Consider the following 25191-nt stretch of genomic DNA (forward strand, 5'->3'; position numbering starts at 1 on the left):
ATCGTGTCCTATGACCCTGTGACCGGTCAAAAGACATACCCTCAGTTGGACGGAGCGGCTTCGGTCGGAGCGGCGTCCGTGGCAGCTGAGGTCTTCTTGTGGTGCTTGTGCTTGTGGTGATGCTTCTTGCCCTTGCCGTGATGCTTCTTCGTGCCCGTCTCCGTAGCGGCATCGGACTCAGTTGCAGGTGCAGCAGGAGTGGCTTCGGCAGCCGGAGCGGCAGGAGCTTCAGCGACAGGCGCAGCGGCAGCGGCCGTCGTGGTAGGATCGGCGAACGCCGGAGCAGCCGTCAGTGCCAAAGCGGAAACAGCAGCGATCAGGGAACGGTTGAAAAGACGCATCTGGAAACGGAGCTCCACAACAAAATAAAGACAAGCCAGCATTCAGTTTTCCGAAGTGGCCTTAGCTAAAACGTTATCATTCCTGTCGGGCACGGTCGCGCATTAACTTTATGAAATTTCAGCCCTGCTTCCGTGCAATACACAAAAACGCCTCAATTCAGACAAACTTCATTATACACCCATGAAAAAAGGCCTGCCCTGAGAGTTCCAGGGCAGGCCTTTGCAATGCAAGCGGTCCGTGAAAAGCTGGATCAGCCTTCGCGGGACTTGGAAGCGCGCTTGCGCTCATGCGGATCGAGGTAACGCTTGCGGATCCGGATGGCGGACGGCGTGACTTCGACCAGTTCATCGTCTTCGATATAAGCGATGGCCTGCTCAAGGCTCATGCGACGCGGCGGCGTCAGAAGCAGGGCTTCGTCCTTACCGGATGCACGCATGTTGGTCAGCTTCTTTTCGCGGACCGCATTGATGTCAAGGTCGTTCTCACGGGAATGCTCACCAAGGATCATGCCCATGTAGATCTTCTCGCCAGCATCGACGAACATTGTACCGCGATCCTGCAGGGAGAACAGCGCGTACTGCGTCGTCGTACCGTCTTCAGCCGAAATCAGCGAGCCATTACGGCGGCCTTCAATCGTGCCCACATACGGCAGATAGCCGTGGAACAGACGGTTCATGAGACCCGTTCCGCGCGTGTCGGTCAGGAACTCACCATGATAGCCGATCAGGCCGCGCGACGGGATCAGGAACGTCAGACGGACCTTTCCACCACCGGACGGACGCATGTCCTGCATAACGCCCTTACGGAGCGACATTTTCTCGACGACCACGCCCGAATAAGGCTCGTCCACGTCCACCAGAACTTCTTCGAACGGCTCTTCGCGCTCGCCGGTCTCTTCGTTTTCACGGAACAGAACGCGCGGACGGCCGATCGTTAGCTCGAAGCCTTCGCGACGCATCGTTTCGATCAGAACGCCAAGCTGAAGTTCGCCACGACCGGCCACTTCAAACGCTTCGCTTTCCGGGCTTTCCGTCACCTTGATGGCCACGTTGCCTTCGGTTTCCTTGAAGAGACGGTCGCGGATCTGACGCGATGTCACCTTCTTGCCTTCACGACCGCCCAGCGGACCGTCGTTGATGCGGAAGGTCATGGACAGGGTCGGCGGATCGACCGGGCGGGACGGCAGCGGAGCATCAATGGACGGATCGGCGATCGTGTCGGGAATCGTCGCTTCGGACAGACCGGCGACGGCCACGATGTCACCGGCTTCGGCTTCTTCCACGGGCACGCGGTCGAGACCACGGAACGACAGCAGCTTCGTCAGACGACCGGTTTCGACGATCGTGCCATCCGGACGCAGCACGCGCACCGGCATGTTTACCTTCGCACGGCCCTGATCGATACGACCCGTCAGGATACGGCCCAGGAAGTTGTCGCTCTCAAGAATGGTGGAGACCATTCCGAACGGCGCATCCTTGTCCACGTTCGGCTGCGGCACGTGGCGCAGCACGAGGTCGAACAGCGGGGCGAGGTCCTTCTTCGGTCCGTCCAGCTCCAGATCGGCCCAGCCCTGACGGCCCGAAGCATAGAGCATCGGGAAGTCGAGCTGATGCTCGTCGGCGCCGAGGGACGCGAACAGGTCGAAGATCTCTTCGTGCACTTCGTCCGGACGGGCGTCGGAACGGTCGATCTTGTTGACGACGACGATCGGACGGATGCCACGGGCCAGCGCCTTGCCAAGCACGAACTTGGTCTGCGGCAGCGCGCCTTCGGCGGCATCGACGAGGATGATCGCGCCATCCACCATGCTCAGGATACGCTCAACCTCACCACCGAAATCGGCGTGGCCCGGGGTATCGATGATGTTGATGCGGGTTTCTTTCCACACAACGGACGTGCACTTGGCGAGAATGGTGATGCCACGCTCGCGTTCGAGGTCATTGCTGTCCATCGCACGATCAGCAACATGCTGATTGTCGCGGAAAGAGCCGGACTGCTTGAGAAGCGCGTCAACCAGCGTGGTCTTACCATGATCGACGTGCGCGATGATGGCGATATTACGGAGTTCCATGTGGTCTTCCAGACGGGAGGCATCGAAGAGAGGATTTGCGCCGTCTTCTGCACCGAATCCCGCCAATATGCAAACTCTGTCACCGTCTTTTCGCCCCGAAGACGCCTTGAGCCCGCGGGAAAGCTGGGCCACATCTCACAAAACACCGCCCCTTTGAGGAATTCAGACCATGTCCGACCACCAGCCCACTGGTCCCTCCGCACCCGGTACCGACGCCCTCAGTCAGCTCGGCCGCGCCACCACGACACCGCAGAGCCCCGAAGAAGCCGTGCTCGAACGCGTCCCCTCCCCGCATCAGGGACGGCAGTATGTCGTGCGCTTCACGGCCCCAGAGTTCACCTCGCTCTGTCCCGTGACCGGGCAGCCGGATTTCGCGCATATCGTCATCGACTACATCCCCGGCGAATGGATCGTCGAAAGCAAGTCCCTCAAGCTCTTCCTGACCAGCTTCCGCAATCATGGCGCGTTCCATGAAGACTGCTCAATCGCCATCGCTGAGCGTCTGGTAGCCCTGCTCGACCCGCAGTGGCTGCGCATCGGAGCCTACTGGTATCCGCGCGGCGGCATCCCGATCGACGTCTTCTGGCAGACGGGCGAGCCACCGAAGGGCGTGTGGATTCCCGCACAGGACGTACCCAGCTATCGCGGTCGCGGCTGAACCGTGACCGAAGCCGCCGCCATCGCCCGCTCCAGCGGCCCTGTGACGCAGGCGCGGCTGGTGGTGGATCTGCAACGCCTCGGCGTCCTGCCGGGGATGACGCTGCTGGTTCACACATCCCTGAGCCGGATCGGCTGGGTCTGCGGCGGCGCACGGACAGTTATCGAAAGTCTGCTTCAGGCGGTCGGCCCGGACGGGACGATCGTCATGCCCGCACAGTCTTCCGAACTGAGCGATCCGTCAGGCTGGTGCAATCCCCCTACGCCGGAAAGCTGGTGGGAGACGATCCGCGCCACCATGCCGCCTTATGACCCGCATCTGACGCCGACGCGGGGCATGGGGCAGATCGCCGAAGTTTTCCGGACGTGGCCCGGCGTGCGACGCAGCACCCATCCACAGGTTTCGTTCACTGCTCTAGGGCCGCTGGCTGCGGATATTCTGGCGACGCAGCCGATGGAGGATCCGTTCGGCACCCATTCCCCGCTTGCGGCCTTGTCGAGCCATAATGCGCAGGTTCTGATGATCGGGACGGGCTGGGACACCTGCACGGCGTTGCATCTGGCCGAGCGCCTCGCCGAGCCTGACGGGCCAAGATTCCAGGATGGAACCTGCATCACGGCGGATGGAGAGCGCCGCTGGATCCGTATCAGCCTCCCCGAGACGAAAACAGAGCGTTTCACGCTTTTGGGCGCAAGGCTTGATGGAAACGCCCTGCTTAGACACGGGCATATCGGTTCGGCGGCCTCACGCCTGTTCCCGCTCACCCCGACCATTCGCATGGCCGTGCAGGACTGGAGCAGGCAGGAACAGTCGCCGCAGAGCGATCAGTAAGACGCGCTAATCTCTCCAAGGAACATGCGTCCGGCGGACGGCGTGGCGCGGTTGGAGAACAGGCTCTGGTAGTTTAGGCGGTTCGCCAGATTGTAGCCGTTCATCGACACTTTCCAGTGCTGATTGAAGCGGTGTGAAATCATGGCGCTGAAATCCAGATTCGCCGGAGCCCGTAGCGTATTGGCCGCATCCAGCCACACATGCTCGCGCCATGTCAGACCGCCGCCAAACGTCACGTTATAAGGCTTGTCTGCAAAGGCGTTATAGGCCGACCACAGCGTTGCCTGATTATGCGGCACATACTGCACGTTCTTTCCACGATTGGCCTTCGTGGCTGAATAGGTGGTGCTGCTGTCATACAGGGCATAAGTGGCGGACACGTTCCAGCCCGGCAGAATGATGCCACCAACGGACAGCTCGAGCCCCTGATTACGCTGCCGGTCAGACGATCCCGTAATTTCGCCCGTTACCGGATCCGCATTCAGCGCATTGCCCTTGTCCAGCCGGAACAGCGACGCCGTCACGCCCAAACGGTCGTGCAGGATGCTGTACTTGGCCCCAAGTTCATAAAGCTGCGCCTTTTCCGGGCTGGCGAAGGAATTGGTGCCTGGACGAATGGGCACGGAGCCGTTGGTCACATACATGCCCATCGGCGTCGTGGAATTGGCCCATGTAAAGTAATAGGTCTGATGCGAATCCGGCGTCAGCACGAGGCTGGCATTGGGATTGAACACCCCGCTCACATCATGGAAATGCTGGTCAGGGTTTTTCGCAACATCTCCACCCGTCAGGTTATAGCTCGTCTGCCAACGATCCCAGCGGAAGCCACCCTTGAGGGATAGCCAGTTCGTGAACCAGATCTGGTCGAACAGGAACAGACCCGTATCGAAACCGTATCCATTGCTGTGAGACTTCGCCCCCAGGGAACCCAGTGAGACGAGCCCAGCCGGATTCATGTCCCCCGGCACCAGATCCAGATTTCCGACATGCGGGTTCGGATTGACCAGACTGGCATACGGCTTGGGCTTCAGATAGGTCGACTGCGACCGAACGTCATTGACGCGCTCGATATCAAAACCTGCAACGACCTGATGCCGCAGGAAGCCTGTATGGAAATCAGCAACCATCGAGCCCACATTTTGCACGGACCAGCTCGTCTGCTGATACGGCAGGGGCGCCATATACGTCCCGGCCCCCGTCCCGGCGCCTGCACCGACCGGCCCCGAGCGCGCCACGAGCGCCTTAGACGGATCGCCACTGAAATAGTTGTTCACGCAGGTCGTATCGCAGGTCGCCTTGGAGGCCGCGAACGTCCGGTAATATTCCCCGCCGCGCAGATCGTCATAGAACGTGATGTGTCTGTTCAGCTTGAAGCTGAAACGGGCCGTTTCCATATTGGCGTTCGTTGCGTTCTGGTCATTATCCGTCCCATACCAGTTAGTGCGACGGATGCCATATTCCGTGATGGGCTGACCGTATTTCGCACCAGGCTTCGTCACGACCGGCACACCGAAATCCGGAATCGAATTTTCCTGCTGGTGCATATATTGCAGAACCAGCGTCGTTCTCTTACCGATCCCGAAGGCCAGCGACGGCGCAATACCCCAACGATGAGAGTACAGATAGTCGCGCCCAACGATATTGTGCTCGTCGCCCATACCCGTGATCCGGAAGGCTGTTGAGTCGTTGATCTTCTGATTGACGTCCAGCGTGCCGCGGTAATAGCTACCAGAACCGCCAGAAAACTCGGCGTTGTAGTGGTTTTTCAGACCGGGCGTCTTGGTGACCATGTTGATAGCGCCGCCCGTCGTACCGTTACCGAACACTTCGGAAGACGGCCCCTTGATGACCGAGACGGTCTCGAAATTGAACGCATCGCGTGAATAGACGCCGAAATCCCGCAGACCATCTTCGTAAATGTCATTCTGGGCCTGAAAACCGCGGATCAAGAACTGATCGCCGTTCATGCCACCTGCACCCTCACCAATGGACGTCGTCACACCCGGTACATTCCGCAGGGCCTCATCGAGGGATTTCACATTCTGCTGCTGCATCAGAGCCTGCGGCACCACATTGATGTTCTGCGGCGTGTGCATCACGTCCTGCGGCATCCGCGACAAACCGGTGGAATTATGCATGGTGTTGAAGCCATGCCCCTGCACCGTCAGGTATTCCGCATCGACACCATCAAGGCTCTGCGTCCTGTTCAGGGATTTTGCCGTAGAACGCGCTTTGGGGTCCGGTTTCTCATCCTTTTTGACGGGATCCGCCGCATAGCCCTGTGAAGACATCAGCAGCGTTCCCGCAACTGACAGCGAAGTGATATGCGCACGTAGCGAACCGGTCATCGAGGGCCTCTTGGTTACAGAAATATCTGTTTGTGTTACAGAGGCCAATATTAGAAATAAGAATCATTCGCAACAAATTTCTAAATGAATGCCTTTCCTTTTGCCAGAAAAACGCTTTTCCAGTTTAAAAACTGTCCAAAAATACATCAGGCTCCCCACCCCAGACATAAAGGGTGACGAGCCTGTCGGGTCTCTTCAGAGTTTTGCAGGCGTCAGAGCGTAATGCCGAGCTGGCCCTGGAAATACAGCAAAGGTGCGCGGTTTTCGTCGAGTTCCAGCGAGACCGGACGCGCCATGAACAGGGCATGCGTGCCGCCCTGGAACGTCTCAACCAGTTCGCAGTGCATCTTGACCAATGAATCGCGGACGAAAGCCGTGCCGTCCGCCGCGCGTTCGATCACATCCGACCCGAACTTGTCGGCCGTGCGGCTGGCGAACAGCATCGCCACCTCCTTGTGGTCGTTGCCCAGAATGCTGAGGCCGAACACCCCGGCTTCCGCAATCGCACGATAGGTCGCGCTGGCCCGGTTAAGACAGATCAGCAGCAGAAGCGGATCGAGGGACACGGACGTCAGAGCGCTGATGGTCGCACCCTGCTCGCCTTCGCTGCCTTTGGCCGTCACCACGGCAACACCCGTGGCGAAATGGGACATGGCTTTGCGGAAATCGGTTTCGTTCGGAGTCGTCATGACAATCTCCTTGCCATAATCCGACGGCAAACGCACCTCTCCTTCAAAACCCGAGCGTCATGTCCGCCCCGAACAGGATGCGCCCCATGTGGTGTTGGTCATCGAACGGACGCGTGCTGTTGAGCGAGCGGTCAAAGCGCAGTTCCGGCCGGAACTGTAGCAGCTTGACGTGATGTCCCACATCCGGCCTCCAGACCGTGTTCAACGTCAGGGCCCCATAGGTCGTGGCCGGCGCGGATTCCGAACGCGTCGGATTGCCAAGCATGGCCTGCGCATAGCCTTCGTTCTCCGCGAAACTCGCCACGAAACTCCCGGTATTATCCCGGTACAGCTCGGCCCGCGCATTAACGGTCAAATTTGGACGAATGTGCCACCCGCCCCAGACGACCGCACTGTATGTATCGGCATGCAGGCCTTCGTCATGAAGCTGGTTCAGCTCCGCCGTTACGCTCCATTTTTTCGAGAACGTCCAGGTCCCGTTCAGATCGTTCCAGTACCGCATGGCACCATTCGCCCGTGCCCCAAGAGAGCGCACGGCATTTTCCGGTCCGACCCGCAGCAGATAGGTGAAGGACAGATGCCCGTCCGCCAGATTGTTGCCCGTGACACCAATATAACCAGCCGGACGGCCATTATTGTCACCGCGCCCGAACGACGTCTGGTTGCCGGTATCCGCACCGAACTGAAGATCGAAATGATCGTCCAGATGAAGCTGGAACATGCCGCCCACATGCTCGAACGGCGTAGAATATTCCGTTGTATAGGCCAGCGTATAGAAAGCCCGGGTCGAGGGATCGAGCGCCTCCACCCCCATGGGGGAGGTCAGGATACCGATCTGCCCGTCCAGCCCTTTGGCCGTAAACCAGGGCATGTGAATCGCGACATTCGCGAAAACCGGCATGGCCTGATAGCGGCCGTTGATCCAGCGGTCTGAAACGCCGGCAATCGTGTAACTGCGAGCGTCGGAGCCATAAAGCATCCGCAGATTCATCCCCAGACCATACCCGCCGCCAATCGGATCGACCGGTTTGGTGAGCGTGAAGGTGAGCTGATTCAGAGTTGCCTGATCGGCATAGGGGGAGAGGAGCTGGCCAAAATTAAGGTTACTGGCGGGATGGCTGGAACTGCCCATCACCCCGCCCTCGATCTGGGCGCCAAAGGAAACGTCAGAAAACCACTGATCCGTCCAGGCCTTGCCTTGCCCGGGTGCGGTCTGCTCTCCCACGGTCTGGGCGCCGGCAGCGGAGACTCCGAGCCCCGCAAGAACCGCCAGTATCGCCCCAAAAGTCTGACTGAAACGCTGCCTCATGCCATCCACCTTCCGGTTGCATGAGGCAGCCCATAGCACAGGCCTGATTTTTTACTTAATGTTGCTAAAGAGGAATATTCCTCAGAATTTCGCCGTATTCGGGTGGGCGCCCATCCGGCCATCCTTGCGGTCCATCTGTTCGATGACCTGCATGTCGTCCGTATCCAACACAAAGCCGAACACATCCAGGTTTTCCGCCAGACGCTTTGGATTGACCGATTTCGGAATGACGATCAGTCCGCTCTGAATATGCCAGCGGATCACGACTTGAGCCGGAGTGCGGCTGTGCTTCTCGGCGATCTTCCCGATCCGCTCATTGCCCAGAACCTGCCCCTTGCCTAGCGGACGCCAAGCCTCGGTGCGGATGTTGTGCTTCTCGTGGAATTCTCGCAGGGCGCGCTGCTGGAAATCGGGATGCAATTCGATCTGGTTGACGACCGGCACAACACCCGTGGCATCCATGATCCGTTCCAGGTGCTCCGGCTCGAAATTGGACACGCCGATGGACTTCACGCGGCCGGATTTCTTCAGCTCGACCAGCGCCTTCCAAGTCTCGACATACTGCCCCTGAGCCGGCATCGGCCAGTGGATCAGATACAGGTCCAGCACCAGACGGCGCAGCAGACGCGCACTTTCCTCATAAGCCCGCAGGGTACTGTCATAACCCTGCTCGTCATTCCAGAGCTTGGTCGTCAGGAAGACGTCCGGATGGTTTTCCAGACCTTTGCCAACACCTTCCTCATTCTTGTACAAACGCGCCGTATCGACAGACCGGTAACCGAGCTTCACGGCTTCCTTCACGACCTCGGCCGTTTCATCCGGAGGTGTCTGCCACACACCCAGCCCAATCTGGGGCATGGTGTGACCGTCATGAAAAGAAATCACGGTCTGGGCCTCGGCGGATGGAACCTGTGATGACATGTCTGCCTCCCTACAAAAATGAAAACTCCGAGCACAAAGCCTGCTGACCGACCAACGCCTGCGTCGAAGAAGGGGTTCAGTCCCCTTTCAGCAGAACTGCCAATTTCAGGCTGAATGCTGCAACCGTGAACGGCTTGACCAGCAGCGCGCAACCCGGCGCCAGGGCCTGATCGCCCAGAACGCTCTGCTCGGCATAGCCCGTGATGAACAGCACCTTCAGCTCAGGCCAGCGTTTCAGCATCTGCTCGCCCAACTCCCGGCCGTTCATGCCACCCGGCATCCCAATATCACTGATGAGAACCGTAGGCGGCCCTCCCTCCGCCACCTGCACCTCAGCCGACGGCCCATCGAACGCCGTCAGCACGATCCCGCCCAGATCCGTCACCATGTCCGACACGATCATCCGCACAGCCTCTTCGTCATCCACGACGAGGACGCGCTGCCCCTCCAGAAGGCGAGGCTGGGACGCAACAGGCAAAGACGGCGGTTCGGAACGGATGGTTTCCTGCCCCTGATAGCGCGGCAGCCAGAGCGAAACGACTGTCCCCTGCCCCGGCGTGGAGTGGATCTCCACCTGCCCCCCTGACTGCTGGGTAAATCCGTAGATCATACTCAACCCCAGCCCTGTCCCTTCCCCCAGCGGCTTGGTCGTGAAGAATGGGTCAAAGACACGCTGCACGATCTCGGGCGGCATACCGCAGCCTTCATCCTGCACAGTTAGGACAACATAATCCCCGTCCCGGATGGACATATCTGAGGCAGCATCAGCAGTCAGAACCCTGTTGGCACTCTCAATCTGCAGCATCGTCCCGCGGTCATGCAGGGCATCACGGGCATTGATACACAGGTTCAGGATAGCGTTCTCAAGCTGATTCGCATCCACTCGCGTCAACCACAGGCCTGGCTGCAGATCGAAAACGAGCTCTATGCCCGGCCCGACCGTCCCCCGGAGCAGACTTTCCAACCCGCGCACGAGTGCATTCATGTCCGTAGGTGTGGGATCAAGGGTCTGACGCCGCGAGAATGCGAGAAGACGATGGGTCAGCGACGCAGCCCGGCGGACCGCATCCTGCGAGGCCGCGATGTAACGCCCCAGCCCGTCTGTCCGTCCCTGCGCCAGACGCAGCCCGATCAGTTCCAGACCGCCCCCGATCCCCGCGAGCAGATTGTTGAAATCATGTGCCAGACCACCCGTGAGCTGCCCGACGGCCTCCATTTTCTGCGCCTGACGGAGCTGCTCTTCCAGTTCGTTGCGCTCGGTCAGGTCACGCCCAACTGCATAGATCGCATCGCCCTCGTCGTTGCAGCTCCAGTTATAGATCCGCCAGCTGCCGTCGGAGCGCCGCATCCGGGCATCCAGCCCTGCCGCCGGCCAGGGCGTCCCCGTCAGCAGACGCTCGAACGTCTCCAGCAGCTCGCGCCTGTCATCGGGATGGCACAGCGCATCCAGCCGCAGCCCGGCGAGTTCCTCGGTCCTGTAGCCCTGCATCTCTTCCCAGCTCGGACTGACCGCAACGTAATAGCCGCGCCGATCGATGATGACGAACAGGTCGCGTGCAATGTTCCACAGCCGGTCGCGCTCGCGGGTCCGTTGCAGAATCCGCTCTTCGAGCATGACGTTGAGGTCGCGGATCTGCTGCTGCGTACGGGCCTGCCGCATGGACGCATGGGTGCGATCCGCCACGGCGCGGGTGAAGACGATTTCCTCGTCCGTCCAGGTATGGGGCGCATCGTGACAGACAAACATCAAGCCAACGAAACGCCCGAACTTGAAGATCGGGACGCAGAGGATCGCCACAATACCATCGGCGTCATAGCGGGCATCGTAACCTGCCGTCAGGGCGTCAGTATGGACATCGGCGATAGCCACGGGCTCGCCCCGGCCCAGGATCGGCCTGAACTCGCCATAATCCGCGAACATCCGCATGCCCACCAGCGGTCGTGTAACCTCCGGTGCGCCACCAACAGTCATGCCGGTCCAGTCATCATTGACGACGCCATATCCCGCGCCACTTGCATCCAGTTCACGACAGATGATGTGGGCCGCAACTTCTTCCATCATGCCTGTATCATCCAGCGCGCGGAGCTGATCGCCCAGTTCGACGAGCGCGGCCTGACGAAGAGCCTGGCGCTTGCTCCGGTCGATGTCGAAGACAATGCCGGGGAAGCGGGCCACGCGGCCTTCGTCCCCCAGATCGCAACGTCCATTCCCCTCGAACCAGCGTTGCCCTTCCGGTGTCTCGACCCGAAACTCGAAACGGCATTTCCCGCCCCGCCGCGTCGCCGCCGTAACGGCCTGCACCACCGCGAACCGGTCCCTTGGGTCCACGGAGTCATAAATCACGTTCGGCATGACGCCTTCGCGCAGGCAGGCCGGGTCCAGCCCGAGCGTCTGTGCCAGCCGCACATCACCTGTCATGCGCGAGGCGCTGTCATCCCACATCCATGTTCCAGCGATAGCACCGGCTTCAAGCGCAAGCTGGAGCCGCTCGGCGGACTGATTGGCTTCCGTGAGATCACGGCCAATCGCCAGCAGACGCTGAACATCACCCTCCTCCCCGAAAACCGGCGTCACAGCCACGTCCCAGAAACGGCGTTGCCCTTTCATGGTGATGGCATAACCCTGAAAGCGCGCCGTCTCACCCTCAAGCGCAGCCTGCACCGCCAGAGCCGCCCGGCGACGCGACTGCCCGCGCCACAGATCCACCCAGGGCAGGCCGTGCATAATGATCGGGCTGTCCATTTCCATGGACCTGATGCCACCCTCATTGACGAAGCGGATGCAGCCATCGCAATCAAGAATATGGATGCAGTCCGGCAGGCTGGACAGCAGCAGCAGCGTGAACGCCTCGCTGGAGCGCAGAGCTTCCGCCGTCATAGAGGCAGAGGACACATCCATCGCCAACCCGACGCTACGGCGGCTGTTCGGACGGCTTTCGTCTTCCCGCCACCCGCGCATTAGAACATGCCGCAAAATCGACCGACGCGGTGTGCGTGATGACGGCGTCTGTGCCGAACCTGGCATAAACGACGACGGGACCAGAATTCGAAAACGCAGTTCGTAGCAGCCGTCGTCCCGCAGGTCGTTCTCAAGACTTCCATCATAGACCAAGCGGTCATCGGGATGCAGGAACACCACAAGCTCGTCGATCGGGACCCCTACGGCCAGACGCTCTGGCGGCAAGCTCCAAATACTGGCGAAACGTGCGTCCCCGGTCACCATCCGTGTCGCGAAATCGCAGCGATAGAAGGCAACATCCGCCGTATCCGCCATGCGCTGCATCCGGAGCTGCATACGCTCCATGATCGCGTCTTCGCCCGATTGCGGTGATGCGGCATGTTCACGCAACAGATCATCCACCTGAAGGGCACACAGCGCCCGGACATGCTCGAGCGCCGGAGCATTGTGCCGTACGCACAGCCACACCTCCACCACACCGGACCGCACCGGAAGAAGGCGCACGCTGCACGCTTCTAGAGACTGGCCGTCCATCAGGCATGCCGCGCCCTCAGCTGCAATCGCGCTTCCATCGCCCCCCAGAACACGCACGCCATCGGCGTCTCGCAGCAGAAGCGCGGCCTCCCCCCCGCCCTCTGCGGCGGCCAGAGCCAGGAGATGAACACACAGGCTGGACGCACGACCAACAGCGAGCGCCGGAGACAGCATCAGCGTTCCGGAACCACCGTCAGTGTCCTCCACGCGATCCATCATACCTCCCTCTCAGTCCCGGTCATCCGACACACCCCATCCCAGGACCTGAGCCAGGTCCTAGCAGATCCCGCATCCTGTCACGAAACCTCTACAAAAGAATGTGCCACTTTCCAGCATCCCTGACGTTCCTGTCGCAACGCGATCACATTTTCAGGAGTCTGTCATGCTGAACCTCGATCTGAGCGGCCGCACCGCCCTCGTCACCGGCTCGACCGGCGGGATCGGTCTGGCCATTGCCCGAAAGCTGGGCGAGACCGGCGCTACCGTCATCATCAATGGCCGCAAACAGGACAGCGTCGACGGCGCACTCGAGAAACTTGCGAAAGCCGTTCCGGGCGGAGCCTTCCGAAGCGTCGTCGCAGATGTCGGGACCGTCGAAGGCTGCAAGACACTGTTCGAGGCCGAAAGCAACGTGGATGTCCTCATCAACAACGCCGGCATTTTCGCACCCAACGATTTCTTCCAGACAACGGATGAAAGCTGGGAACACCTCTTCGAGGTCAACCTGTTCTCCGGCGTACGTCTCTCCCGCGCCTATCTACCGGGAATGAAGGCGCGCAACTGGGGGCGCGTACTGTTTATCGCCTCGGAATCCGCGCTGAACATTCCGGCCGAAATGGTCGATTACGGCGTCAGCAAGACAGCCATGCTCGGTCTGGCCCGTGGGCTTGCGAAGCTGATGGCGGGCACAAACGTGACGGTCAACTCGGTCCTCCCCGGCCCCACATTGTCCGAAGGTGTCGAGGACATGCTGAAAGACCAGAACCCCGACAGCCCCCGCCCGGTCGCAGAACTTGCGGCGGAGTTCGTGCAGAAACACCGTCCAAGCAACATCCTGCGTCGCATGGCCACGGTCGATGAAGTCGCCAATCTTGTCGTCTATGCTGCCTCGCCTCTAGCATCCGCCACGACAGGCGCAGCCTTGCGCGTCGATGGGGGCACTGTCGATACCATCTGATCGAAAAGCCAATCAGGCAGATGGGGGCACCTTCCCCGCCAATCGCTGCAAAGCGATCCGGATATCGGGTTCCACGTCCCGATCGTTACAAAGCGACCGGGCGACGTTCTGCGCAAGGGGAGCCGCGCCATCACCCTTACGGAACCACGCCCGCAGAAAAACCTGCAACCGTCTGCGGATCGGTACGGGCATGGTCTCCAGCGCAGCGGCATCGCGCAGTTCGATTACCCACATTCCCATCACCATCGCGTTCAGGTGCCGCCCCATATAAGTGAGCATCACGTCACGCGGAACACCCTGACAGCTCCGTACGGCCCGCACCATGCTGGCGGCATTGATCGCCAGCCACTGATGCACCGTCTGCCCACCGCCTCGTGCAATCAGACGAAGCTGCTGCTCCACCCAGGCCGAAGTCCGCCGCAGATGACTGTCGGCCCGGAACGGGAACACCACGCCAAAGGTAACGCGTGTGAAGATAACCGCCCCCAGAAAGGCACTGGCACCATTGAGAAACGAGACTTCGTCATAGCGCATGAAGTTGGAAGGCCCGATCAGAACGGGCAGGAACATATTGAACGAAAACGCATGATTCACGAGCTTCGGCGCGCGGGCCGCCAACCCACCGATCACCATCGGGATCATAAGAAGCAGCGCCAGATATTCGGGCGCTGCAACAGCAGGCACGACGAAAAACGCATAGATCCCTGCCACGCCTGCACACCAGACCGCCCCGCGATAAAATCCGGGCGACGCCAGCGCAGGGATCTCACGGGTCGCCAGCAATCCGTAAACCAGCGCCACAAAAGATACAAAAGCCGGACCGGATGGCCAGGCCGTCACCTCCCATAAAAGCCACGCCCCCATGATGCCGGTCGCGGCTCGCAGTCCGTTAAGAACCGCTTCGAGTATATGGCGCGGGGACCGCGTGCGGAACGTAAATCGATCATGGGGCGGGGGCGCGATGATGGCCTGAATATGATTGCGCGCGGCCTGAAGGTCCCGGTCCACATCAATATCAGTCCCCTCGCCCTGTGCGCGGGCCAGAACGGCCAGAAGACGCGCCAGCACAGCCCGCGCATGATCCGCACTGCGCCGGGTGCCAGACCCCATTTCAAGGACATCGAACTCAATGCGGGTATTGGCATCAACCAGCTCCGTCAGCAGGCAACCCTCGGTTTCGGGATCGAACCGCCCCGCCCGCAGAACATCTGCATGGGCCGCCACCTTCGCCGTGATCTGCTTAAGCTTTCCGAGCAGCCGCACGCGGGCCTGTTGCTGCACATTTGGCAAGAACAGAACTGCCAAACCCGCTTCACAAACCGTACCGAGCATAATGTAGGTGCCACGTGCCATCGCGACGTTGAACACATCATCGGGTTGACTGATCGCACCAGTCGCCACAATGGCGGACGTAAAACTAATGACCAGAAAACCGTACCGGCGATAACCGTCCAGAAACGTCGCCCAGCCGCAGCACAATCCGATCCAGACCGCGAGTGCGATGAAAAACAGTCCGGCCTGCTGGGGGAATGCCGCAATCAGCACCACGCCCATGCCGCCCCCAATGATCGTTCCCACAAACCGCCAGCGCGCCTTGGACAGGCTTTCCCCGCGCGAGGCCGTCGCTACAACCCAGACAGTCAGCGGCGCCCATTGCGGGCTGTCCAGCTCCATCCACATAGCAATCAGCAGCGACAGGATCGCCGCCGCCGACGTGCGGACCGCAAAGCCCAGATCCTTCGCGGACGGCGCAAAAAGCCATCCCCAACGTTCGCTCAGATAATCCCGCAGTTCCGATCCGAATGTTGATCCCGACACCGCGAGATCAGCCGCTCTCCCGCCCAAACCTGACACTCTTCCGTCCAAAAAGCCGCAATCTGCGAAGAACGGGCCGGGCCTGTCCAAGACATTGTCATGATTGCATCATAAATCATGCTTATGATTGACGTCAGACTGTCAGCGCATCCTCCAGAACGAGCTGCGTGGCGATTTCCCAGCTTCGGGACATCAGGGCCGTCTGCACGGCCTGTTTCAGCCGTACCAGACCGACACCGGGCGAAGGGCATGACGCAAGCCTACGGATCTGAAGTGGGTTAGCAGGATCGCGCTGTTCCGGCAGGGCCGCAACCGGCAGGATCGTCGCCAGACGCCCGGCCAGCAGCTCCACATACAATAGTTCGAGCGCATTGGTCTCCAGCAGAACATTGGGTTCTACCCCAGCTTTGGTAAAACACTCATCCACGATCTGCCGCGTCCGCATGGAATGCCCCAGAAGGCCAAGCGGATGTTCAGCCGCATCCGCCCAACTGAACATTTTGCGCGATGGCAGTTCCATCCGCGACCCAGCCACGAAGACATACTGCTCCGAATAAAGCTGGTGCGTCTCAAAACTGCCGTCAGCTGGAACCTGATCCAGATAAATCAGCCCCATCTGAAGGCGCTGTTCGATCAAGTCACGCAGGATGTCAGTGTTAGCAGACACGGTCAGCTCGATATGGAGCGCCGGCACGGCGGCCCTGAGGCTTTCCATCAGCAGGGGCATGATCTGAATGGCGGGCGGGATAGTGCCGATCGAAAGCGTGCCACCTGCGACTTCATGCGCGAAATCGGCTTCCTGACGCAGACCATCCAGTGCCGCCACACTCTGCCGCGCCCAGGCCAGCACACGCTCGCCTTCCGGGGTCAGCCCCAGAACACGCCGGTTGCGCCGAACGATGGGCACACCAAGTTCATGCTCGAGCTGACGGATCGCCATTGACAGGGCGGGTTGCGACACGTTGCAGTGCTCCGCGGCCCGGGAAAAATGTCGGTAGTGGTCAAGAGCGATGAGATAGGTCAGCTGACGCAGGAACACGAGGGCTTGTCCATAGACACGGAAAGGACAGGAAGTCTGTCGCCCTGATCTGTTCGTGGCAATCCGTCAGGCCGCCCGGAAACGCATCCCCGCCTCCTCCTCTATGACCTGATTACATCAGGATAGAAAATCCAGCGGATTATCACATATATTTTTGAATATTTTCCCAATTATGTGTTATGCTTTAGGGATCAAGATGGCGAATCATCGTGCCTGTCACAGAAGAGCCTTCCCCTCGATCCCCGGCACAGGCTGTTCTGTCCGGTTTTTTGCCTTTCCCCTGACAGGTCTGCCCTGCGGGTCGCCGGAGTTTTCCCCGTCATGAGCGACACAGTGCTCAACCCCTCCCCCGCCCCTTCTGCTGCCGTAGCCAAGACGCCCATGGTCGGGCGCATGCTGTTCGCTGTTGCGCTGGCTGCGATTGCAGGCCTGATGTTCGGACTGGATGTAGGCGTCATTTCCGGCGCACTCGGCTTTATCCGCGACGAGTTCCATGCTTCCGAATTCGAGCAGTCCTGGATCGTATCATCCATGATGTTCGGCGCGGCCGTGGGAGCCGTAGGCGCAGGCCGCATGTCCTATGCGTTCGGACGCCGCCGCTCCCTGATTTTCAGCGCGTTACTGTTCGTGGCAGGCGGCCTCGTCTGCGCGCTGGCATCCTCGGTTGCGGAACTGATCATCGGGCGCACGATGCTGGGTTTGGCGATCGGTATCGGAAGCTTCGTAGCTCCGCTCTACATTTCCGAAGTCTCGGACATTTCGCGGCGCGGCAGTCTGGTGTCAATGTACCAGTTAATGATCACGCTGGGCATTCTGCTGGCCTTCGTGTCCAACGCCATCCTGTCGTACAGCGGCTCGTGGCGCTGGATGCTAGGGATCATGGCCTTTCCCGGCACGTGTTTCCTGATCGGTTCATTCTTCCTGCCCGATAGCCCGCGCTGGCTGATGCTGCGCGGCCGTCATGAGGAAGCCCTATCCGTCATGAAGGAACTGCGCCACGACCCCGAACACGCGCATCAGGAAATCCGCGATATCCAAGGGCAGATCCATGACCGTCAGCGCGGTCTGGCGATGTTCCTTGAAAACCGCAATTTCCGTCGCGCTGTCCTCCTCGGCATCGTGCTTCAGGTCATGCAGCAGCTCACCGGCATCAACGTGGTCATGTACTACGCACCACGCATCTTTCAGGAAGTCGGCTTCGGGGCAAGTGGCCAGATGTGGGGTACGGCCATCGTCGGCGTGATCAACTGGCTCGCCACGTTCATCGCCATTGCCTTTGCGGACAGCTGGGGCCGTCGTCCAATGCTGATCACGGGATTTGCCATCATGTCAGCCGGCCTCGCGGTTCTGGCGACCATCATGTCAGGCGCCGCGGGCAATACGGACCTGTCGCATTACCTCGCGATCTCGGTCTTGCTGTGCTTCATCGCAGGCTTCGCCTTCTCGGCTGGTCCGCTGGTCTGGGTGCTGTGCTCCGAAGTCATGCCGCTTCAGGGGCGTGATTTCGGCATCACCTGCTCGACCGTGACCAACTGGGTCACGAACATGGTGGTGGGTGCCACATTCCTCGGCCTGCTCACTACGCTCGGGGCCTCACACACCTTCTGGCTCTATGCCGGGCTGAACGCGTTCTTCATTCTCATGGTGCTGCTCTTTATTCCGGAGACCAAGGGCGTATCCCTGGAATCCATCGAGACGAAGCTCAATCAGGGCGTCATCCTGCGCAATATCGGCCGCTGAGTTCGCCCTTCAATAAGGCCCTTAGGACACAAAAAAGCCCCCGCTCCAGTCAGGAGCGGGGGCTTTTTCACGCCCGGAGCTTTAGCCGCGACCGGCAGCGATCTTGCGATCGGTGTTGTACTGGCTCAGCGCATAGACCGACCAGATGGCCGCCGGGATCCAGCCAATCACCGTGATCTGAAGAAACAGGCACAGCAGACCAGCAAACGGACGACCGATGGTAAAGAACTGCAACCAGGGCAGAAGCAGGGCAAGAATGAGACGCATGATGCTCTCCTTTCACAAAAATGCTCTGACATCAGTGATCGATGAGAAACGCTCCCGATGCAACTCCGGTTCATAAAGACGACCGCAACCGCAGGCAGCCCGGACGCACAGCAACAAGGCTCAGAGAGACTGACCAACCGGCTTGGACGTCGCCGTCTTGGTCCGCATCCATCCCCCCTCAAACCCAGCACGCTCCAATCCGGCCCGCAGATAGACGTTCTTCTTCATCGTGTTCCACACGAGGCCGCTGCGCCAGTTTTCCAGCATCAGCAGGATAGGGCCCTGATCAATCCCCAACTGCTGCCCATCGACCCAGTAGCTTTTCTGGTCCGCGAAGGACGGATTGAAGGCGTCGAGGAAGCCGTATTTGTTATAAATCCGGTCTCCGTAACGAGCACGCATTTCCTTGAGCGCCGGCAGGGCAATTTCCGGCGCGAAGGCGATGGACCCGCCCACGGCCGTCGGCGCAATCGTTCCGTCATCGAGGATGTAATCCCGCCCCGCGCCACGCGCGCTATAGGCCAGATAATGACGCTTCTTGCCATCATAGACCTGCTGCGCATCGCCCGGACCGTCGCAGGCCGTTAGCCCCCAGATATTGGGGCCGTAATCCTTCCAATCGCCCGGATTGGCCTGCGCATAGGCCCGCTGGGCATAAGCAGCTTCACGGCCATTCTGGAAATAATCGACGTTATGGGCCCGATCCCACGCATCCTGCACACCCCGGAAATCAATCCAGGATTCGCTGTACTGATGCCCGAACATCGGCGCGAAATTCAGCAGCTTGTGGCCTTCGAAATCGCCCCACTGGTTTTCATAGGTCGCAGTCCACGCCTTCCAGGTATCAGCCGGGAGGGGATGCGTCGGTGAACCAAGCGCCTGAAGATAGATGATCAGACCCTCGTTATAACCCTTCCAGTCGCTGGGCAGGAACGTATGCGGCGGCATCCAACCCATGCTGAGCCAGGGGCCATGCGCCTTCATCCACGTCCAGTCGATCCGGCGATACAGATGATCCGCAATGTCGCGGATTTCCTTTTCCTGCGGCGTGTCGCGATCGAAATAGGACTGCGAGAACAGCACGCCCCCCATCAGCAGCGCCGTATCAACACTCGACAGCTCAGACCAGTCTGCAACACGCAAACCGGTATTTGGATCAAGGAAATGATAGAAGAAACCCTTATAGCCTGCAGCCCCAGAGACGTGATCGTTCTGCGGCAGACTTGCCAGAAAGCGCAGCGTCGTCAGGGTCCGGTCTACGGCCTGCTGACGGGTGATGTAATGCCGCTCCACACCAATCCCGTAAGCCGTCAGGCCAAATCCGACGCTGGCAATGCTCGCTGCACCATTGGGCAGTGGCGCACGGTCCGGTACAAGGCCGTTCTTCGGATTGGCGGTTTCCCAAAACCAGTTGAACGTGCGTTTTTCAAGATCATCGACAAAAGCTGCATCGGCCGCTGGCAGGCTCGCAGGCTGAAGCGCCGGCGTCCGCGCAGTGCTGACCGTTGGCCCGGCCTGTGCGATGCCTAACGTCCCTGCCAGCGCGCCCAGCGCGAGGCCGGCCTGACAGAGGCGGGAAATCCGGGATTTTTTTCTTCGACCACTCACGGTGGCTGGAGAGAAAGTCGGGACTTCAGAAGTCCGCTGCGTCCAGTGCTGCATGCTCATGCGGGGCAGGATAAACAGAAGGAGCGACACCGACGCACCCACCGTTACATCAACTTTTTGTGACTCTCAGAAAGTGAAGGAACTCCGTCCTTACAGGGTCAGAATTTATGACAAGATTGTGGCGAATGTAACATGATCAATATCTGAAATATCAGTCTTCGAAACACTGGCATCCCTGCACAATTCTGTCTGGCACAGCATCCGGGCCGCGATTTCCGCCGTCACGAAGGTCGCGATGACTTCGGGCCGCTTGTCACGCACCCCGAAATCCCCGATCGGACAGACCAGACGGTCAATCCGCTCTTGCGGAATGTCGACCTGCCGGAAGGCGCTCTCGAACCGTTTGCGCTTGGTCCGCGACCCGATCATCCCGACATAGCGCAGATCGCCGCGTTCCAGCGCCGCCCCCGTGATAAGCGCATCCAGCGTATGGCTCTGTGTCAGAACCAGCACGCCCGATCCGGCAGGTGCCTCCTGCACCAGAGATTCCCATTGCTCTGTCATGAGTGCCTCCACGCCCGGCGGTACAATCCCGAACTCCTCCTCCCGCGCATCGACCCACACCAGCCGAAGCGGCAGAAGGGCCAGAGCCCGGGCGAGCGCACGGCCCACATGCCCAGCCCCAAACAGCAGCAGTTGCGGCAGTTTTTCCCGGTCAGCGCGCAGTTCATCCTCAAGAGCGTCAGGATCACTCACCCGTTCCATGCGGATGGTAACAGCCCCACCGCAGCACTGATTAATGGCGGGACCCAGAGGAATATGACGCTCGACTGCCACTCCGCCCGACACGAGAAGCGCGCGCGCCTCCGCCATGCAGTCCCATTCCAGACGCCCGCCGCCAATCGTGCCGCTCTGTTCGGTGCGGGTCAGGAGCATGAATGCACCTTCCTCGCGGGGAGTCGATCCATTCGCGCGAATAACAGTCAGGCGTACCATATCCTGCCCTTCCGCCCGCCAGCGAAGAACATCGGCAAGCATGGTCAGTCAGCCCGCCTCTGCAACGCCATCAGGGTTTTCAGAACCCGCTCCGGCGTGGCGGGCGCATCGAGTTTCGGACAGGTCCGATAGTCGTCCAGACTGGCGATGGCGTCCGAAATGGCCTGCAAAACCGCAACCCCATGCACGAAAGGCGGCTCTCCCACGGCCTTGGAACGGAATATCGTCTCCTCCCGGTTGGGCGCATTTTCCAGAAGCTCCACATTAAAAATCCGTGGCCGGTCGGAACAGGCCGGGATCTTGTAGGTACTGGGCGCATGGGTTCGCAGACGTCCGGCCCCATCCCAGACTAACTCCTCCGTCGTCAGCCAGCCCGCGCCCTGCACGAACCCGCCTTCAATCTGCCCGATATCAATGTCCGGGTTCAGGGACTGCCCGGCATCGTGCAGGATATCCACACGATCGATGCTGTGCTCGCCCGTCAGCAGATCGACCGACACTTCCGCACAGGCCGCGCCATAGGCGAAATAAAAGAACGGGCGCCCCCGTCCGGTCTCGGGATTCCAGGAAATCTTCGGTGTCTTGTAAAACCCGTTCGAAGACAGCGACACCCGTGCGAAATAGGCCTGCCAGGCGAGTTGCTGGAAGGTCATGACCTCCGCACCAACATGTACGCCATCCGGCCGGAAATGGATATCTTCGACCGCCACACTCCATTTTTCAGCGGCAAACGCGATCATCCGGTCCTTGATCTTGCGTACGGCGTCCAGCACAGCCATGCCGTTCAGATCTGCCCCCGAAGAGGCCGCCGTGGCGGAAGTGTTCGGCACTTTCCCAGTTGTGGTAGCGGTGATGCGGACGCGATCCGCCGTCAGGCCGAACTCACGCAGGACGATCTGCACCATCTTGGTGTGCAGCCCCTGCCCCATTTCCGTCCCGCCGTGGTTCACCTGAACCGAGCCGTCCGTATAGACATGCACCAGCGCGCCGGCCTGATTGTAATGCGTGGCGGTAAAGGAAATCCCAAACTTCACCGGCGTCAGCGCGATCCCGCGACGGATGATGCGGCTGGTACGATTGAACGCCCGGATCTCGGCTTTTCGCGCCTGATAATCACAGCGCTCAACCAGCTTTGTCAGGATCTCGGCCGTAATCGAGTCCTCAACCGTCATGTGATATGGCGTGAGATTGCGCGTCCCGGTTCCATAAACATTCCGCAGTCGGACCGCCACGGGATCAAGTCCGGTCGCAAACGCGACTTCCTCGATCACACGTTCCGCCGCCACAATCCCCTGCGGTCCGCCAAACCCGCGATAGGCCGTGTTGGACTGGGTATTGGTCCGCAACGGCTCGGATTTCAGCCGGACATCGGGGTAAAAATAGGCGTTATCAGCGTGAAACAGCGCCCGATCCGTCACCGGCCCGGACAGATCCGCCGCCCAACCACACCGCGCGGCCAGAACCATGTCCACGGCCAAAATATCGCCCTCATCGGTGAAGCCAACATCATAGTCGATCAGAAAATCATGCCGCTTTCCGGTCGCCATCATGTCGTCATCACGGTCCAGACGCGCCTTGACGGCCTGTCCCGTCCGGTCAGCAGCGACGGCGGCCAGACAGGCCCAGGCATTGGCCTGCGTCTCCTTGCCGCCGAACGCGCCACCCATCCGCCGGACTTCCGTCGTGACCAAATGATGCGGCCGCCCCAGCACGGAAGCGACCAGATGCTGCGTCTCGGACGGATGCTGCGTGGATGACCAGACACGCATTTCCCCGGCTTCTCCGGGCTGGGCAAGCGCGGCCTGTCCTTCCAGATAGAAATGCTCCTGCCCGCCAATCTCGATCTGCCCCGACAGGCGGCGCGGCGCGGCTTTCAGGCCGCGTTCCACATCCCCGCGCTGCATGGTCAGGGAGCGCCAGACCATCGGGCTGCCATTTTCCCGCGCCTGCGCGATGTTCAGGATCGCAGGCTTTTCCTCATACTCGATCTTCGCCAACCGGACGGCCTGACGCGCCGCCTGACGCGACGTCGCCACCACGGCGAACATCGTCTGCCCCCAGAAATGGACATGATCCGTCGCCAGAAGCGGTTCGTCTTCCCGATGCACCGGGCTAATCTGGTTCTCGCCCGACACATCATCCGCCGTCAGCACACACACAACACCCGGCGCGGCGCGCACGGCGTCCAGATCCATCGAGACGATCCGCGCATGAGCCTTCGTGCTCAGCCCCGGCACGAGATGCAACGTGCCGCGCGGCACGGGCAAGTCATCAATATATGCTGCCTGCCCCGTCACATGCAGTAATGCGCTCTCATGCTTCATGCTGGTCGAAGCGGCCCCCGGAACGAGATCAGACATGCGCCAGCCCTCCCGTCCGGGCGAGACGCGCCTGACCATGCCCCGCCGTCTCTTCAAAAAACCGCGTCAGCAGGTTGGCGGCCACGGTCTGCCGATACCAGGCACTCGCCCGCATATCGGTCAGCGGGGCGAAATCTTCCAGAATCGCCGATCGTGCCGCCTCCAGCGCGTCCTGATCCCAGACCCGCCCAATCAGTACAGCTTCCGCACCCGATGCCCGCTTCGGAGTCGCGGCCATGCCGCCATAGGCCAGCCGGACCGCGATAATCCGGCCCCCATCGTCCGTCTCGATCATGAAAGCGCCCAGAACGGCAGAAATATCCTGATCGAAGCGCTTGGAAATCTTATAGGCACGGAACTGCGCACCCGGCGCGGGCTTAGGAATGCTCAGAGCCTCCACGAACTCGCCGGGCTGCCGGTCCTGCTTTCCGTAAGCAATGAAATAGTCTTCGAGCACGATGGACCGGCGCTCCGCCCCGCGCCGCAGATGCAGTGTCGCATTGGCCGCAATGAACATCGGCGGCCCATCTCCAATTGGGGAACCATTGGCTATATTCCCGCAGACCGTCGCGCTATTGCGCACCTGGGTGGAGCCCAGACGGCGGATCATTTCCCCCGCATCCGGCAGCAGTTCCGCAATGGCCACGCGCGCATCCTGATACGTCACGGCTGCCCCGATCCGCAGTCCTTCAGGGGTTCTGGTCAGGCTGCGCAGTTCGGGAACGCGCCCGATGGGCACGACATGCTTCAAACGACGCATCCCCTTCGTCACCCAAAGCCCCACATCGGTGGCACCCGCAACGATGGTTGCCTCCGGATCGGTCAGCAGGATCTCCGCCAGATCATCCGCAGACGCCGGAATGCTGAGCGTGCCCTCCGGCCCTTCAAGCCGCACACTCTCGCCGTCCTGCAAAACCATCAGACGTTCGACAATGGCCTCCACCTGCGCATCGAAACGATCCGGACCAGCCGCCATCGCCTGCTTCATCGCCCGCACGATCGGCGCATAGCCGGTGCAGCGGCACAGATTGCCGGCGAGTGCGTCATCAATGGCCTGCTCATCCGCCGAGGCGCCTTCACTCTTGCGATAGGCCGCCATCGACATAACAAAACCTGGCGTGCAGAACCCGCACTGCGAGCCATGCTGCTCGACCATGGCCGTCTGCACGGGATGCGGCGCATCGGCCGTTCCCAAGTCTTCGATCGTATAGACCTGCGCGCCGTCCAGCATACTGACGAACTGGATGCAGGCATTGACCGCCCGCCAGTTCAACCGCCCGTCCTCAAGCCGGACGATCAGCACCGTACAGGCCCCGCAATCACCTTCATTGCAGCCTTCCTTGGTGCCGGTCCGGCCAGGGTCGCGCAGCCAGTCCAGCAGGGTGAGCGTCGGGGACAGATCCCTGAGCGTGCAGAGGTCTTCCCCCAGATAAAAACGGACAGTCTGGCGCATCAGGCGGGATCTCGGGCAAAAAATACGAGGGGGCGTGCAGACTTCTGTGCCCCACGGCAGGCGTTGCCGTCTAT

The 25191-nt window shown here is 60.4% G+C and carries 18 protein-coding genes; 4 read left to right on the top strand and 14 right to left on the bottom strand.

What is annotated here, in order from left to right:
- Positions 1-41: 41 nt before the first annotated feature.
- Entirely contained in the window at positions 42-383 is a 342-nt protein-coding gene (locus IGS75_RS03835) for a hypothetical protein (RefSeq protein ID WP_202257636.1), read from the bottom strand.
- A 209-nt stretch (positions 384-592) separates the two neighbouring features.
- Positions 593-2413: a translational GTPase TypA gene (gene typA / locus IGS75_RS03840; RefSeq protein ID WP_202257638.1), complete on the bottom strand. Its 1821-nt coding sequence runs from the start codon at positions 2411-2413 to the stop codon at positions 593-595.
- A gap of 169 nt (positions 2414-2582) precedes the next feature.
- Between typA and queF the strand changes: the two genes are divergently transcribed.
- Both queF and IGS75_RS03850 read left to right on the top strand, forming a co-directional pair.
- Complete coding sequence (queF, locus tag IGS75_RS03845; protein WP_202257640.1) at positions 2583-3071, top strand: preQ(1) synthase; 489 nt, start codon at positions 2583-2585, stop codon at positions 3069-3071.
- Between the two features lie 3 nt (positions 3072-3074).
- Positions 3075-3902, top strand: a complete 828-nt coding sequence (locus IGS75_RS03850; protein ID WP_202257642.1) for an aminoglycoside N(3)-acetyltransferase — start codon at positions 3075-3077, stop codon at positions 3900-3902.
- On the opposite strand, the gene IGS75_RS03855 is transcribed toward IGS75_RS03850, so the two are convergent.
- The 5 genes from IGS75_RS03855 to IGS75_RS03875 form a co-directional block, all read right to left on the bottom strand.
- The gene (locus IGS75_RS03855; RefSeq protein WP_237468972.1) at positions 3896-6250 is read right to left on the bottom strand and encodes a TonB-dependent receptor; all 2355 of its coding nucleotides are present in this window, start codon (positions 6248-6250) and stop codon (positions 3896-3898) included. The two genes, IGS75_RS03850 and IGS75_RS03855, sit on opposite strands and share 7 nt — an antisense overlap.
- Before the next feature lie 212 nt (positions 6251-6462).
- Positions 6463-6939, bottom strand: a complete 477-nt coding sequence (locus IGS75_RS03860; RefSeq protein WP_202257644.1) for a flavin reductase family protein — start codon at positions 6937-6939, stop codon at positions 6463-6465.
- 43 nt (positions 6940-6982) lie between these two features.
- Complete coding sequence (locus IGS75_RS03865) at positions 6983-8248, bottom strand: outer membrane beta-barrel protein (RefSeq protein ID WP_202257646.1); 1266 nt, start codon at positions 8246-8248, stop codon at positions 6983-6985.
- An 81-nt stretch (positions 8249-8329) separates the two neighbouring features.
- Positions 8330-9169, bottom strand: coding sequence for an aldo/keto reductase (locus tag IGS75_RS03870; RefSeq protein WP_202257648.1), 840 nt, complete (start codon positions 9167-9169; stop codon positions 8330-8332).
- Positions 9170-9245: 76 nt separating this feature from the next.
- Positions 9246-12881: a PAS domain-containing protein gene (locus IGS75_RS03875; RefSeq protein WP_237468974.1), complete on the bottom strand. Its 3636-nt coding sequence runs from the start codon at positions 12879-12881 to the stop codon at positions 9246-9248.
- 163 nt (positions 12882-13044) lie between these two features.
- Between IGS75_RS03875 and IGS75_RS03880 the strand changes: the two genes are divergently transcribed.
- Positions 13045-13839 carry an SDR family NAD(P)-dependent oxidoreductase gene (locus IGS75_RS03880; protein WP_202257650.1) on the top strand — a complete coding sequence of 265 codons (795 nt, stop codon included), beginning with the start codon at positions 13045-13047 and terminating at the stop codon, positions 13837-13839.
- A 12-nt stretch (positions 13840-13851) separates the two neighbouring features.
- Here the strand turns inward: IGS75_RS03880 and IGS75_RS03885 are convergent, their stop codons facing one another.
- On the bottom strand, positions 13852-15657 hold the full coding sequence (locus IGS75_RS03885) for an FUSC family protein (protein WP_237468975.1): 1806 nt from the start codon (positions 15655-15657) through the stop codon (positions 13852-13854).
- 130 nt (positions 15658-15787) lie between these two features.
- Positions 15788-16693 (bottom strand): LysR family transcriptional regulator, encoded by a 906-nt coding sequence (locus tag IGS75_RS03890; RefSeq protein WP_202257659.1) that lies wholly within the window; start codon positions 16691-16693, stop codon positions 15788-15790.
- Between the two features lie 321 nt (positions 16694-17014).
- Here IGS75_RS03890 and IGS75_RS03895 point away from each other — a divergent pair, with 321 nt between their 5' ends.
- Positions 17015-18433 (top strand): sugar porter family MFS transporter, encoded by a 1419-nt coding sequence (locus tag IGS75_RS03895; RefSeq protein WP_272929776.1) that lies wholly within the window; start codon positions 17015-17017, stop codon positions 18431-18433.
- An 81-nt stretch (positions 18434-18514) separates the two neighbouring features.
- Here IGS75_RS03895 and IGS75_RS03900 read toward each other — a convergent pair whose 3' ends face one another.
- The 5 genes from IGS75_RS03900 to xdhA all read right to left on the bottom strand — a co-directional run bounded on the left by IGS75_RS03900 (position 18515) and on the right by xdhA (position 25117).
- Positions 18515-18700 (bottom strand): YqaE/Pmp3 family membrane protein, encoded by a 186-nt coding sequence (locus tag IGS75_RS03900; RefSeq protein ID WP_141350711.1) that lies wholly within the window; start codon positions 18698-18700, stop codon positions 18515-18517.
- 120 nt (positions 18701-18820) lie between these two features.
- A complete protein-coding gene (locus IGS75_RS03905) occupies positions 18821-20242 on the bottom strand; it encodes a glucoamylase family protein (protein WP_408876140.1) in 1422 nt (473 codons plus the stop codon).
- A 231-nt stretch (positions 20243-20473) separates the two neighbouring features.
- On the bottom strand, positions 20474-21346 hold the full coding sequence (gene xdhC, locus IGS75_RS03910) for a xanthine dehydrogenase accessory protein XdhC (RefSeq protein ID WP_202257661.1): 873 nt from the start codon (positions 21344-21346) through the stop codon (positions 20474-20476).
- Positions 21347-21348: 2 nt separating this feature from the next.
- The gene (gene xdhB, locus IGS75_RS03915) at positions 21349-23664 is read right to left on the bottom strand and encodes a xanthine dehydrogenase molybdopterin binding subunit (RefSeq protein ID WP_202257663.1); all 2316 of its coding nucleotides are present in this window, start codon (positions 23662-23664) and stop codon (positions 21349-21351) included.
- On the bottom strand, positions 23657-25117 hold the full coding sequence (gene xdhA / locus IGS75_RS03920) for a xanthine dehydrogenase small subunit (protein ID WP_202257665.1): 1461 nt from the start codon (positions 25115-25117) through the stop codon (positions 23657-23659). Before xdhA ends, xdhB begins: the two co-directional genes overlap by 8 nt.
- Positions 25118-25191 lie beyond the last annotated feature (74 nt).

The sequence above is a fragment of the Gluconobacter sphaericus genome (assembly GCF_016757795.1).
GTDB lineage: Bacteria > Pseudomonadota > Alphaproteobacteria > Acetobacterales > Acetobacteraceae > Gluconobacter > Gluconobacter sphaericus.